This window comes from Halomonas sp. HNIBRBA4712, from assembly GCF_043558675.1.
Classification (GTDB): Bacteria; Pseudomonadota; Gammaproteobacteria; order Pseudomonadales; family Halomonadaceae; genus Vreelandella.
The window spans coordinates 106,105-119,607 of record NZ_JBIFXR010000002.1; the positions used below are offsets into that span (position 1 = coordinate 106,105).

The 13,503-nt window shown below is 62.9% G+C and carries 9 protein-coding genes; 4 read left to right on the plus strand and 5 right to left on the minus strand.

What is annotated here, in order from left to right:
• Nucleotides 1-30: 30 nt before the first annotated feature.
• Nucleotides 31-795, minus strand: a complete 765-nt coding sequence (locus tag ACGK9R_RS04885; protein ID WP_394578795.1) for a glycerophosphodiester phosphodiesterase family protein — start codon at nt 793-795, stop codon at nt 31-33.
• Nucleotides 796-943: 148 nt separating this feature from the next.
• Between ACGK9R_RS04885 and ACGK9R_RS04890 the strand changes: the two genes are divergently transcribed.
• From ACGK9R_RS04890 to ACGK9R_RS04905, 4 genes are all read left to right on the plus strand, one after another.
• Entirely contained in the window at nt 944-1,921 is a 978-nt protein-coding gene (locus ACGK9R_RS04890; protein WP_394578797.1) for an NADPH:quinone reductase, read from the plus strand.
• 282 nt (nt 1,922-2,203) lie between these two features.
• A complete protein-coding gene (locus ACGK9R_RS04895; protein WP_394578799.1) occupies nt 2,204-4,051 on the plus strand; it encodes an SLC13 family permease in 1,848 nt (615 codons plus the stop codon).
• Between the two features lie 93 nt (nt 4,052-4,144).
• Nucleotides 4,145-4,903, plus strand: a complete 759-nt coding sequence (locus ACGK9R_RS04900; RefSeq protein ID WP_394578801.1) for a DeoR/GlpR family transcriptional regulator — start codon at nt 4,145-4,147, stop codon at nt 4,901-4,903.
• Nucleotides 4,904-5,347: 444 nt separating this feature from the next.
• Complete coding sequence (locus ACGK9R_RS04905; RefSeq protein ID WP_394578803.1) at nt 5,348-5,572, plus strand: hypothetical protein; 225 nt, start codon at nt 5,348-5,350, stop codon at nt 5,570-5,572.
• An 84-nt stretch (nt 5,573-5,656) separates the two neighbouring features.
• Here the strand turns inward: ACGK9R_RS04905 and ACGK9R_RS04910 are convergent, their stop codons facing one another.
• The 4 genes from ACGK9R_RS04910 to betB form a co-directional block, all read right to left on the minus strand.
• The gene (locus ACGK9R_RS04910) at nt 5,657-7,294 is read right to left on the minus strand and encodes a glycerol-3-phosphate dehydrogenase/oxidase (protein WP_394578805.1); all 1,638 of its coding nucleotides are present in this window, start codon (nt 7,292-7,294) and stop codon (nt 5,657-5,659) included.
• 266 nt (nt 7,295-7,560) lie between these two features.
• Nucleotides 7,561-10,047, minus strand: coding sequence for an acyl-CoA dehydrogenase (locus ACGK9R_RS04915; protein ID WP_394578807.1), 2,487 nt, complete (start codon nt 10,045-10,047; stop codon nt 7,561-7,563).
• Nucleotides 10,048-10,281: 234 nt separating this feature from the next.
• Complete coding sequence (betA, locus tag ACGK9R_RS04920; RefSeq protein WP_394578809.1) at nt 10,282-11,976, minus strand: choline dehydrogenase; 1,695 nt, start codon at nt 11,974-11,976, stop codon at nt 10,282-10,284.
• Between the two features lie 46 nt (nt 11,977-12,022).
• A complete protein-coding gene (betB, locus tag ACGK9R_RS04925; RefSeq protein WP_394578811.1) occupies nt 12,023-13,492 on the minus strand; it encodes a betaine-aldehyde dehydrogenase in 1,470 nt (489 codons plus the stop codon).
• Nucleotides 13,493-13,503: the final 11 nt, after the last annotated feature.

The following is a 13,503-nucleotide window of genomic DNA, read 5'->3' on the forward strand; positions in this document are numbered from 1 at the left end:
AACGTCCCGATGTAGCTGAATTCGCCGCTATTATGCGCGATCCTGAAGGTCCAGAAAACGCCCGAACGCCGCCGGCTGGTCGGTGATGGCGCTGCTGACCCCCCAGGCCCAACGCGGTGCGAAGGCGCTCGGGTCGTTGGCCGTGTAGCAGAGCACCTTATAACCGGCCTGGCTCATTGCTTCGGCCTGGGAGCGCTTGAGCCGCGTCCAGTCCGGATGAACGCTAAAAGCAGTGAGCTCTTCACACAGCGACTGCCAGGTTTTAGGCACGCTGCCCCACAGTACCCCCAGCGCCAAACGCTCGGGGTCTGCCCGCTCGCGGCAGCGGCGCAGGGCGTCTGCAGCGAAAGAGGAGACGATCAGCCGCTCGGCGGGAAGGCGCTCGAGCACCACGGGTAGCACCGCGTCGACCAGCGCGATCGGGTCGCGGCCCTTGTTGACCTTGAGCTCCAGGTTGATGCCCATGTCCAGCTCGTTCAACAGCGCGAGCATCTCATCGAGCGTGGCCATGCGCTCGCCGGCGAAGCGGTCGCAGAACCAGCCGCCTACATCCAGACGCTTGGCGGACTGCAGGCTCAGGCTCAAAAGCTCCCCGCGGCCGTCGGAGCAGCGGTTGACGTCGCCATCGTGCCAAATGACCGGCGTGGCGTCGCCCAAAAGCTGAACGTCGAGTTCGACCCAGCGGGCGCCGGCGTCAAACGCGGCGCGTACGGCGGCGAGGGTGTTTTCCGGGGCGGCGGCGGAGTAGCCGCGGTGGGCGATCAGCGCCGGTAAATGAATGTCGGGATGCGCCATTGAGGTTCCATCGAGTCAAAGCCAAAAAGCCAGTCTAGCATGGCGGTATGACAACCCAAGGACGGCGCTTGATTTATCCCGCTCAACGCGGTTGGATGAACGCAAGTGCCGTTTTTCAAAGAGAACCTGATAAAAGGAGAGTGTGTTCATGGCCAAACGGATCGAGTTTGCAACCACCGGTGACTCATCAGTGCTGACGCTCAAGGAGAGCGAACCCAAGGCGCCGGCGAAAGGTGAGGTGCGCGTCAGCAACAAGGCGGTCGGGCTCAATTTTATCGATATCTACTTTCGTACCGGGCTTTACCCCGCTCCCTCGCTGCCGTCTGGCCTTGGCACCGAAGGCGCCGGCGTAGTCGATGCCGTAGGCGAGGGCGTGACTCAATTGAAAGAGGGCGACCGCGTCGCCTACGCCCAGGGGCCGCTGGGTGCCTACGCCGAGCTGCACACGCTGCCCGCGGATAAAGTCGTGAAGCTGCCGGATACCATCGACTTCGAAACCGCGGCGGCCAGTATGCTCAAAGGGCTGACCGTACAGTATCTGCTGCGTCAGACGTATGAGCTCAAGGGTGGTGAGACGATCCTTTTTCACGCTGCCGCCGGCGGGGTGGGCTCGATCGCCTGCCAGTGGGCGAAGGCGCTGGGGGTGAAATTGATCGGCACGGTGAGCTCGAAAGAGAAAGCCGAGCTTGCCGAGAAAAACGGCGCCTGGGCGACGATCAACTACACCGAGGAGAACGTGGTCGAGCGGGTGCGCGAGCTGACCAACGGCCAGATGTGCGACGTCGTCTACGACTCGGTCGGCAAGGATACCTGGGAGATGTCGCTGGACTGCCTGAAGCCGCGCTCGCTGATGGTCAGCTTCGGCAACGCCTCGGGCCCGGTGGATGGCGTCAACCTCGGTATTCTCAACCAGAAGGGGGCGCTTTACGTCACCCGCCCGAGCCTCAACGGCTATGCCGACACCCGCGAGCGGTTCGAAGCGATGTGCAATGAGTTCTTCGAGATGATCGAAAGCGGCAAGATCAAGATCGACGTGGCCAACCGCTACCCGCTGAGTGAGGCCGGCAAGGCCCAGGACGCGCTACAGGCGCGCAAGACCACCGGCTCCACGATTCTTCTTCCCTGATCCCATCGAATCTGGCCACCCCGCGAGGGTGGCCAGCCCCAAGCGGCGCCCTCCACTAACCACTGCAGGTTTTCCCATAGGCGTTCGTGCCATCAATAGTGGTTGCCTCACACCTGACGCTTCAAGCCTTGCACAGCGCAGCCAGTTAGCAGCCGTCATTCACCTGGGACGCCAACAAAAAGTGAGCGCGGGTTGTTTAACTTGTGTTGTGTTCTGGTTTAATGGCAGCGGTAATCAACCGGCACGACCCAGTGCTCGAGCATTTGAAGGAGAGACCGCTACATGGCGATCGAGGCTATCGGACTGGCCCCTAGTACGCTGATTTTCATTGTTCTGGGATTAACCCTCGCGGCATTCATCTGGGGCCGCTTTCGCTACGATCTGGTGGCGCTCGCCGCGCTTCTGGGGTCGGTGATGCTGGGGCTCGTGCCGGCAGATGACGCCTTTGCCGGTTTTGGCCATCCGGCGGTGATCACCGTGGCCGCGGTGCTCGTGCTCAGCCGCGGGTTCGAGCGCTCCGGCGTGGTGGATGTCATCGCCAATCAGGTGATGAAAGCCGGCGAGCGGCTGCTGCTTCAACTGCTGGCGCTGGTGGGCACGGTGGTGGTGCTCTCGGGCATCATGAACAACGTCGGGGCACTGGCGCTGCTGCTGCCGGTGGCGATGCGTCTGGCGCGGGAAAACGACACCTCGCCGTCGCTTCTTTTGATGCCGCTGGCGTTTGGCTCACTGCTTGGGGGGTTGACCACGCTAATTGGCACGCCGCCGAACATCATCATCGCCACTTACCGGGGAAACATCACCGGTGAGAACTTCAGCATGTTCAGCTTTTCCCCTGTGGGTGTGGCGGTGGCGCTGGCCGGGCTTGCCTTCATCGTGCTGCTGGGCTGGCGGCTCACTCCCAAACGCAACAGCCAGGCGGGCAGCGCCGACATGTTCGACACCGCCAACTACCTGGTCGAGCTCAAGGTGTCCGAGGAGTCGAAGGCCAACGGGCTGACGCTTCAGCAGCTGCGCGACGAGCTCGACGAGACCATTCCGGTGCTCGCCGTGGTGCGCGACGACAGCCGCCGGGCGGGCTATTCCTTTCACGGCGTTCTCCGCCAGGGCGATATTCTGCTGCTCGAGGCCGGCCCCGACGAGCTCCAGCTCCTTGAAGACAAGGTAGGCCTGAGCGCGGTGGCCGAGCTCGAGGAGGACACCGCTGAAGACGAGGCGCCGGACAGCGACGAACAAGGCACTCCGGATGACGACGCTGTGGATACCGAAGGCCTTCAGCTGGTCGAGGCGGTGGTGCGTAACGACTCGATGATGCTCAACCGCAGCGTGCGCCAGCTGCGGCTCAACCACCAGTTCGGCCTGCACCTGGTGGCGGTGGCCCGCGACGGCGGCCGCCTGAAGCAACGTCTGCGTGACATTCGCTTTCAAACCGGCGACGTGCTGCTGTTGCAGGGCAGTGAAAATGAGATCAGCGATAGCCTCTCGACGCTTGGCTGCCTGCCGCTGGCGAGCCGCGAGCTGCACCTGGGTCAGCCGCGCAAGCTGGCGCTATCAATAGGTATTTTCGCACTGGCGATCGTCGCCATGCTGTTCGATCTGCTGCCGGCGTCGGTGGCCATGAGCACGGCAGCGCTCGTATCACTGTTGATTGGCGTGCTGCCGCTTCGAGAGGGTTACCACGCCATCGACGGGCCGGTGATCGTGCTGCTGGCGGCGATGCTGCCGGTCGGCGAGGCGCTTGAAACCAGCGGCGGCGCTGATATTATCGCCAATTCGCTTTTATACTTTGGCGCCGACTGGCCGGTGGTGGTGTCGCTTTGCGGGCTTTTCATGCTCTGTATGCTGCTTTCGAACATCGTCAACAACGCCGCCGCGGCGCTGTTGATGGCACCGATTGCGGTTAGCCTGGCCAACGGTTTCGACGTTGCCATGGAGCCGTTTCTGATGGCGGTGGCGGTCAGCGCCTCCTGCGCGTTTCTGACCCCGATCGGACACCAGTCGAACACCCTGGTGCTTGGCCCCGGCGGCTACCGTTTCGGTGACTACTGGAAGCTGGGGCTGCCGCTTTCGGTGGTGGTGATGGCCACCGCGATCCCCGTGATCCTGCTGGTCTGGCCGCTTTCCGGTTAGCGTCCTCTGGCGTGATAGCGCAGCCAGCGCCCGGACAACGAATCAACAGAGCGGGCGCAGCGTAACGGCGCCCTAAACAACAAGGCTCGACCCATGAATCAACACACGCGCCAGGATGCCATCGTCGAGCTGGTTCGCCAGCACGGCTACGTGAGCATCGAGCAGCTCACCGAGCACTTCGCGGTGACGCCGCAAACCGTTCGCCGCGATCTCAACACGCTCTCCGACGAGGGGCGGATTCGCCGCGTGCACGGCGGCGCCGGGGTGGAGTCGAGCACCGTCAATACAGCCTACAGCACGCGCAAGACGCTCAATCTGACCGAGAAGGAGCGCATCGCGCGCTGTGTGGCCCGCCACATTCCCGACCACTCGTCGCTGTTCATCAATATCGGGACCAGCAACGAAGTGATCGCCCAGGCGCTTTTGGAGCACAAGGGGTTGGAGGTGATCACCAATAACTTGAACGTTGCCGCCATTTTGCAGCGAAAGGAGGACTTCTCGGTGATCGTCGCCGGTGGCCAGGTGCGCTCCCGCGACGGCGGGATCATCGGCGAAGCGACCATCGACTTCATCAACCAGTTCAAGGTAGATGTCGGTATCATCGGCATCAGCGGTATCGACGAGGACGGCTCGCTGCTGGAATTCGACTACCAGGAAGTGCGCGTTGCCCAGGCGATCATCGCCAACTCGCGCCGGGTGTATCTCGCTGCGGACCACTCCAAGTTCCACCGCAACCCGGTGGTGCGCCAGGGCAACCTTTCTCAGCTCGATGCGCTGTTCACCGACCGCGAGCCGCCGGAGGCGATTAATAAGCTTCTCAACGAGCACGACGTGGCGCTGCATATCGCCTGACGTCGAGTGGTGTGATCAAAACCGGTCAAGGCGCGCCGCGGCTTGCTTGGGTTTGAAAAAATTTTCGCCATCCCTTGCCAGGCCGCGACGACGATCGCGGCTTTTTCGTTCGAAATTATGGCGCCGAGTGGCGGTCAGGCGAGCATACCGTTCAATAATACGCTCGTTTGAAAGCCGCTGTCAGAACCGGGCGTTCAATGCAGGCGCTGTCGTCAAACTACAACCCGTCGCCCTCCCAATAGCGCATTGTGGGTCTTTATCGCCTCGACCATAGTCACTCCATGGCCCTGAAACATTAACCCCTTCAAGGCCCGGCGCTGGTACTTTACCGGTCAATGCGTGACAGCAAGGCACCGCCTGGTTTACCGCCTGCGGCGTCTGCGCCCAACCCTTGGCGCTCATAAACTCATTAGCCAATAGCGTTAAAACGAACAGAGGTGGTTTATGAACTGCATCGAACTGAATCAGCAAGCCGATCGCATCGCCAGCACGTTCAGCAAGCAGGAGCTGGCCAAACTGGTACTGGCGCTCAAGTGCCAGGGGGAGTCGCTGCAACAGGCGGTCGAGGTCATCGACACCATCGACACCCGCGCGGGCTACTCGATGGAGCAGGCCTGGGAGGAGGTGCTGGCCCAGGACTCGCAGCTCATCGTCGAAGACGAAGAGTAAGCCAACACGCGATCAGCGAACTTTCATGAGTTCAAGCCCCTGGGAAGGGGCTTTTTTCGTTTGGGAACTCGGGTAGGGCGGCTATCAGGAGTGGGCAGGCTCGGCGGGGATATCGTCCGCATGATCGGCGAAGTAGGTGTCGAACCGGGTCTGTGCATCGGCGCCGAACAGCACCTCGCAGGCCCTTTTGAGCCCTTTCGAGCGGGCGAGTTCGTCGCGGTGCACGACCAGCGATACCTTGGCGCGCCGGCGCAGGAAATCCTCGAGCTCGGTGATCATCTCGTGATCGCGAGCGTACTCGATTTCACAGCGCAGGTGCTCGGTGCCGTCGATGAGCACTTCGGCCTCGGCCGGGTCGGCCTTGATCTGCTCGAGCAGCGCGAAGGCGTCTTCGCCGTAGCGGCGCCACAGGCGCGACGAGAGCTTCTCCGTCGAGGTGGCGGGCGTCAGGTCGTCGAGCTTCATCGCCTTGGCTTTTTCCATGAAGGAGGCTTTCACCTCGGCGCCGGGCTCGCCGTACCAGCGCCGGTTAGTATGATCGAGCGAGATATTGAGCCTGCGCGCCTCATCGGCGATCTCTTCGCCCACGTTGAGGCAGTCGGTCAGCTTGCCGCCGAAAATGCTGATGTGGGCGGTTTCGTCGTGGGTGTCGATCACGTGCTTGCGCGAAAGCTGCAGGAAGTCGCGGCTCTGGCCCTTTTCGCTCTTCACCGCCAGCGGGCGCACGCCGCAGCGCGTCGAGATGATGTCGCTTTCGGTGAGCGGCTTTGACAGTGTCAGGCGCGAGTTGATGTTCTCGAGCACAAAGGCGATATCCTTCTCGGTGACTTCCGGATTGGGGTGCTCCATGTGGGTGTCGGTGGTGCCGATACAGGTGCGGTTGCCCATCGGAATGACGAAAAAGAGCCGCCCATCGTCGGCAAAGAAGGCCAGCACGCGCTTCTCTTTAGTGAGCTGCGGCACGATCAGATGGATGCCCTTGGAGTACATGTGTTGATGCGATGTGCTCTGATGGGTCAGCGCGTTGTGCTCGTCCACCCAAGGGCCGGCGGCGTTGATCAGTACTTTCGAGCGGATCTCGAAGGTACTATCGTCCATGACGTTGCGCGCTTGGGTCACCCAATGATCGCCCTGACGCTCGGCGCCTAACGACTCCACGTAGTTGGCCGCCACGGCGCCGAAGTTCATTGCCTGGCGGACGAAGTTGAACACGAAGCGGGCGTCGTTATCGTAAAGGTAGGCATCCGAGTACTCGAAGCCGCCCACGGCGCCGTCGGTCTTGATGATCGGCTCCTCACGCTTGATGTTCTTCGGCGACAACAGCTTCGGTCGCTTCGTAAAGCCATTGCCCATCAGCCAGTAGAGCCAGGTACCCGCCCACAGATACCATGGCGAGTGGCGAAACCCCTTGGCGATGGTGGTCAGAAAGCGAATCTCCTTGACCGTGGAGGGGTAGCTTTCGATCAGGTGATTGCGGCTTTTGCAGAGCTTACGCACCAGCGCGAAGTCGTTGCTCTCCATGTACTTGATGCCGCCCCACACCAGGTTCGACGAATGCATGCTGGTGCTACCGGCAAAGTCGCCGCGGTCGATCAGCGCGACCTTCGCGCCCTTGCCCGAGAGTGCGGCGGCAGCGGCGGCGCCGTTGATACCGCCACCAATGATCAGCGCGTCATACTCTTCGCTGGGCAGTTTTTCGAGATTACGGGTTCGAAGCGTCATGGAAGGGTCCGTCCGGTCGGGCGGCACGCCGTCGCGTGCGCACTATGTTTCACTAACGAAACGTCTGTATTTTCATTAACGAAACTATAGATGATCGTTTTCGAACATTCAACGACCGTGAGGCGCGCGGGAGCGCTACCTGAGGGATGCGCAATTAGAAAGGGTGACGGCTTTAAACGTCACTTTCATGGCGGATCATCCATATCAGAATTTTAATGACCGGTACAAAAAAGCCGGCCCGCGGGCCGGCTGCTGAGCAAGGCGGCTTACTTGACGCTCTCCTCGGCGTTGACCGGGGCGGCCCTGGGGGCCGGGTTGTGGTCGATCAGCGTCAATTTGTCGGTAGCGAAGGCGTCATAGGCGAAGTCATCGACGGTGAGCATTTCGAGCACTTCCTGCTCGAAGGTGCGCATGAACGCGGCGTCCTCTTCGCTGACGATGCCTTTTTCCAGGCCGGCTTCGACACGGGCCTCGGGATGCAGCGCCGTTTGCGGTAGCTCCCCCTTGGCGTAGGCCTTGTTGACCGTGCGGTAGATCGCCTCGGCGCGCTCGTAGTCGACCAGCAACGCGTTATAGCGTGCCAGGGGGTTGCGCTGCTCGCCGTCGTCCTGGTCCCAGGTGTTGTGCAAGAGCTTGGTGCGCAGCGCGCTGTGGGTCGAAACACGGTGGGCGATATCACGAGCGAAATCGTCGTGGGGCTTGTCCCAACGGCGGCCCAGGGGCATCACCATGGCGTTCAACACGCGGCCCAGCGCCCGGTTAGGCAGGTTGTCGAAGATTTCGACGAAGGCCTGCTCCGCACGGTGCAGCAGGAAGCGGCAGCTGTAGTGAAGAAGTGCCTCTTCGCCTTCGACCTTGTCGCCGGCCTGCCACTGCTTGAGTACCATGGAGGCGAGATACAGATTCGAGAGCACATCGCCCAGGCGCGCCGAGAGCATCTCGCGCTTCTTGAGCGCCGAGCCGAGGCTCGCCATGGCCGCATCGGCACACAGGCCGAAGCCGGCGGAGAGCCGCGCGATATCCTGAGCGTAGGCGGCGGCCGGCGCATCGAAGGGTACGCCGGGCTTGCCAATGCCGATACCCAAAGTGAGCGCTCGGGCGGCGTTGCCGAAAATCAGGCCCGCGTGCTTGAAGAACGCCGTGTCGAACGCTTTTGCATCATTGGCATCCTTGGCGGCGAGCTCCTCGAGCACGTAGGGGTGGCAGCGGATCGCGCCCTGACCGAAGATCATCAGGTTACGCGTCATGATGTTGGCGCCTTCCACGGTGATCGCCACCGGGTTGGCGCTGTAGCCGATACCGAGATAGTTGCGCGGGCCGAGCGTGACCGCCTTGCCGCCGTGCACGTCCATGGCGTGGCTCAGTATCTCGCGCTGGAACTCGGTGAGCTGGCTTTTCAGAATCGCCGAAGGCACCGCCGGCTTTTCGCCGTGGTCGATCAGGTTGGCGGTCTGGTAGACCGTCGCCTGGGCGATGTAGCCGAGTGCGGCCATCCTGGCCAGCGGCTCCTGCACGCCCTCCATCTCGGCGACCGGCACGTTGAACTGACGGCGCACGCGGGTGAAACCGCCGCTCCAGCCCAGCGCATAGCGGGCGGTGCCGGTGGCGCCGGAGGGCAGGGTGATGCAGCGCCCGATGGAGAGACACTCGACCAACATCCGCCAGCCCTGGCCGATCATCTTCTCGCCGCCGATGATGGTATCCAGCGGCACGAACACGTCGACACCCTTGATCGGGCCGTTCATGAAGGGGCTACCGATCGGGTGGTGGCGCCGGCCGATCTCCATGCCGTCGGTATCGCGGGGAATGAGCGCCAGCGTGATGCCGCGATCCTCTTCATCGCCCAGCAGGTTTTCCGGATCGAACAGGCGGAACGCCAGGCCGACGACGGTGGCGATCGGCGCCAGCGTGATCCAGCGCTTCTCGAACGTCAGCTTGACGCCGAGCACTTCCTTACCGTCGACGGTCTGCTTGCAGACGACGCCGGTATCCGGAAGTGAAGTCGCATCGGAGCCGGCGCGGGGGCCGGTCAGGCCAAAGCAGGGAATCTCGCGGCCATCCGCCAGCCGCGGCAGGTAGTGGTTCTTTTGCTCCTCGGTGCCGTACTTGAGCAGCAGCTCTCCAGGGCCGAGGGAGTTGGGCACGCCCACGGTGACCATCAGGGTCTCGTTGGCGGAGAGCTTCTGCAGCACCATCGACTGCGCCTTGGCGGAGAAACCAAGGCCGCCGTACTCCTTCGGGATGATCATGCCGAAGAAGCCTTCCTTCTTGAGAAAATCCCAGAGCTGTTGCGGCAGGTCGGCGCGCTCGATGGTGATGTCCCAGGCGTTGCACATGCCGGCGGCCTTGGCGCACTGGTTATCGAGAAACGCCTGCTCGTCCTCACTCAGGCCCTCGTCCTTGTAGGCGAGTAGGGCGTCCCAGTTCGGCTTGCCGGAGAAGAGTTCGCCATCCCAGGAGACGCTGCCGGCCTCGAGCGCGGTGCGCTCGGTCGCCGACACCTTGGGCGCCACCTTCTTGAAGGTGGCGAAGATGCGCGGCGTGAGCCACAGCCGACGCAGCGCCGGCAAGCCCGCCGCGGCGACGACCAGCGCGGCGAACAGCAGGATGAAGCCGATGACCGGTGCCTCGAAAACGAGCCCGATAAGGCCGAGAACGGCCAGAACGCCGATGGCCGGCGCCGCGCCCGCTTCGCGGCGCATGACCCAAAGCAGGCCGACCACGGCCAGCACCAAGAGCAGTAGCGTGAGCATAGAACCTCTCCATGTAATTATGACGGTATTGTTCGAGGGTAGAACATCCGTATTTAAACGGCTGTTTGAATAGTGGCAGACTCGCGCCACTGTTCGCAAGTTTTCGATACAGGTCGCAAGCCTTCGATACAGGCCCGCGCTTGCTCTTTTACTGTAGTGTATGCGCGCGGCAAAAACGCTCGACATGAAAAAACGCCGCACAAGGGCGGCGTTGGGTAGAGGCGGGGGTCGAGCTTAAAGCGCCGGGCGCTGGCTCGGGTGGCGCTTGGCCGGCGTATCACCGGCTACGAAGTAGTCGACCTCTTCGCGCGGCAGCGGCTCGCGGTCGCGGATGCGGTCGGCAATCTTCTCCGCCAGCATGATGGTCGGCGCGTTGAGGTTGCCCGTAGGGATGATCGGGAAGAGCGACGCGTCTACCACGCGAAGCCCTTTTAGTCCGTGCACGCGGCCCTGGCTGTCGGTTACCGCGTCCTCGCCCTCGCCCATGCGGCAGCTCCCGCAGGGGTGGTAGGCGGTTTCGGCGTGCTCCTTGACGAAGGCGTCGAGCTCGGCATCGCTCTGCACGTCCGGGCCCGGGGCGACTTCGCGGCCGCGGTACTCGTCGAAGGCCGGCTGAGCGATGATTTCGCGGGTCAGGCGAATAGCGTCGCGAAACTCTTCCCAATCCTTCTCCTTCGACATGTAGTTGAACAGGATACTGGGCGCGGCGTGCGGGTCCTTCGAGGTCAGTCGGATACGCCCGCGGCTCTCTGAGCGCATGGAGCCCACGTGCGCCTGGAAGCCGTGGGCCTCGACCGCGCTCTTGCCGTTGTAGCTGATGGCGATGGGCAGAAAGTGGTACTGCAGGTTCGGCCACTGCTCATCGTCGCGGGAGCGAATGAAGCCGCAGGACTCGAACTGGTTGCTGGCGCCGGTGCCGGTGCCCTTGAACAGCCACTCAGCGCCGATTTTCGGCTGGTTGTACCACTTCAGCGCCGGATAGAGCGAGATCGGCTTTTTGCACTCGTACTGGATGTACATCTCCAGATGATCCTGCAGATTCTCGCCCACACCGGGCAGGGCGTGCACGGTGTCGACGCCGATTTCCTCGAGATGCGCGGGGTTACCCACGCCGGAGCGCTGCAGAATCTGCGGCGAGGCGATCGCGCCGCCGCACAGCAGCACCTCGCGCCGGGCGCGCACCTGCTGCATCTGGCCCTTGCGCTCGTAGCGCACGCCCACGGCGCGCTTACCTTCGAACTCGATCACATCCGTGACCGCGTGGGTCTCGATGGTCAGGTTGTCGCGCTTTTTGGCGATGTCCAGATAGCCCCGAGCGGTGGAGGCGCGCCGGCCCTTGGGCGTGACGAAGCGGTCCATCGGGCCGAAGCCCTCCTGCTGGTAGCCGTTGACGTCCTCGGTTTCCGGGTAGCCCGCCTCTTTCGCCGCCTCGATAAAAACGCGGTAGAGCGGGTTGTTGCCTTTCTTCGGCGTGGTCACGCTGACCGGGCCGCCGTCGCCGTGGTAGGCGTTGGCGCCGATATCCCGGGTCTCGCACTTCTTGAAGTAGGGCAGGCAGCTCTGGTAGTCCCACTCCTCGAGGCCCGGCAGCGTCGCCCACTGGTCATAGTCCAGCGCATTGCCGCGGATGTAGCACATGCCGTTGATCAGCGACGAGCCGCCCAGGCCCTTGCCACGGCCGCACTCCATGCGCCGGTCGTCCATGTAAGGTTCCGGGTCGGTCTCGAAGGCCCAGTTGTAGCGCTTGCCCTGTAGTGGAAAGGCGAGCGCTGCCGGCATCTGGGTGCGAAAGTCGAGCCGGTAATCCGGCCCGCCGGCTTCGAGCAGCAGTACATTGACGCTTTGATCTTCGGTCAGGCGGGTGGCGAGCACGTTACCCGCCGAGCCCGCGCCGATGATGATGTAGTCATATTCACGCAGTTGTGTCATGGATAACCTCTTGAGTCGATTCACGGGGTTCGAACGCGGTAAAGCGTTAGAAGACCGACTCGAACGGCCCCATCTCGATCTGGATGGATTTGGTCTGGGTGTAGTGGGCAAGGGTCTCGACGCCGTTTTCGCGGCCGATACCGGACTGCTTGTAGCCGCCTACCGGCATTTCCGAAGGCGAGTCGCCCCAGGTGTTGATCCAGCAGATGCCCGCTTCGAAGCGGTGAATCACGCGGTGTGCACGGTTGAGCGACTCGGTAAAAACGCCGGCGGCGAGCCCGTAGTGGGTGTCGTTGGCGCGCTGGATTACCTCGACCTCGTCATCGAAGGCGAGAACCGACATCACCGGGCCGAAGATCTCCTCTTTCACGATGCGCATGTCATCGCGGCAGTCGGTAAAGATCGTCGGGGCCGCCCAGGCGCCGTTCTCGAATGCGCCCTGGTTCCAGCGCTCGCCGCCGATCAGCACCCGTGCGCCTTCTTCCTTGCCCAGTTCGATGTAGGAGAGCACTTTCTCCTGATGTTCGAAGCTCACCAGCGGGCCGAAATTGGTCTCCGCGTCGAGCGGGTCGCCAGCCTTGATGCGCTTGACGCGCTCGACAAGCTTCGCCTCAAACGCTGCCTTGACGCTCGCCTCGACGAACACTCGCGTGCCGTTGGTGCAGACCTGGCCGCTGGAGTAGAAGTTGGCCATCATCGCGGCGTCCGCGGCGCGGTCGAGATCTGCATCGGCGAACACGATCAGCGGCGACTTGCCGCCAAGCTCCATGGTCACTTCCTTGAGTGACGAGCTCGCCGCCGCGGACATCACCTTCTTACCGGTGCCCACTTCGCCGGTGAAGGAGACCTTCGCGATGCCCGGGTGTTCGGTCAGCATCGCGCCGACGCGCCCATCGCCCTGCACCACGTTGAACACGCCCGCCGGCAGGCCCGCCTCGGTGAAGATCTCGGCGAGTTTGAGCGCGGTGAGCGGGGTGACTTCGCTCGGCTTGAACACCACCGCGTTACCGGCGGCGAGCGCAGGCGCCGCCTTCCAGCAGGCGATCTGGATCGGGTAGTTCCAGGCGCCGATCGCACCGATCACACCCAGCGGCTCGCGCCGGGTGTAGACGAAGGAGTCCTCGCGCAGCGGAATCTGGCTGCCTTCGATCGCTGGCGCCAGCCCCGCGTAGTACTCGAGCGCGTCGGCGCCGGTGACGATATCGACACTTTCGGTTTCGCTCAGCGGCTTGCCGGTATTTTGCGATTCGAGGCGGGCGAGCTCGTCGTTGCGCTCGCGCAGTAGCGCCACGGCTTTCAAGAGCACCCGCGAGCGCTCCATGCCGGTCATCGCCGCCCAGAGGCGCTGGCCGCGCTTGGCCGCTTGCACGGCGCTATCCACGTCCTGCTCGCTTGCCTGGCCGATCACGGCAAGCTCGCTGCCATCAAAAGGGTTGGTGACGCTGAAGGTCTCGCCGGACGTCGCCGGTACCGGTGCGCCGTTGATGAAAAGGGGCTGAATGTCGCGTGTGGTCATCGAACACTCCT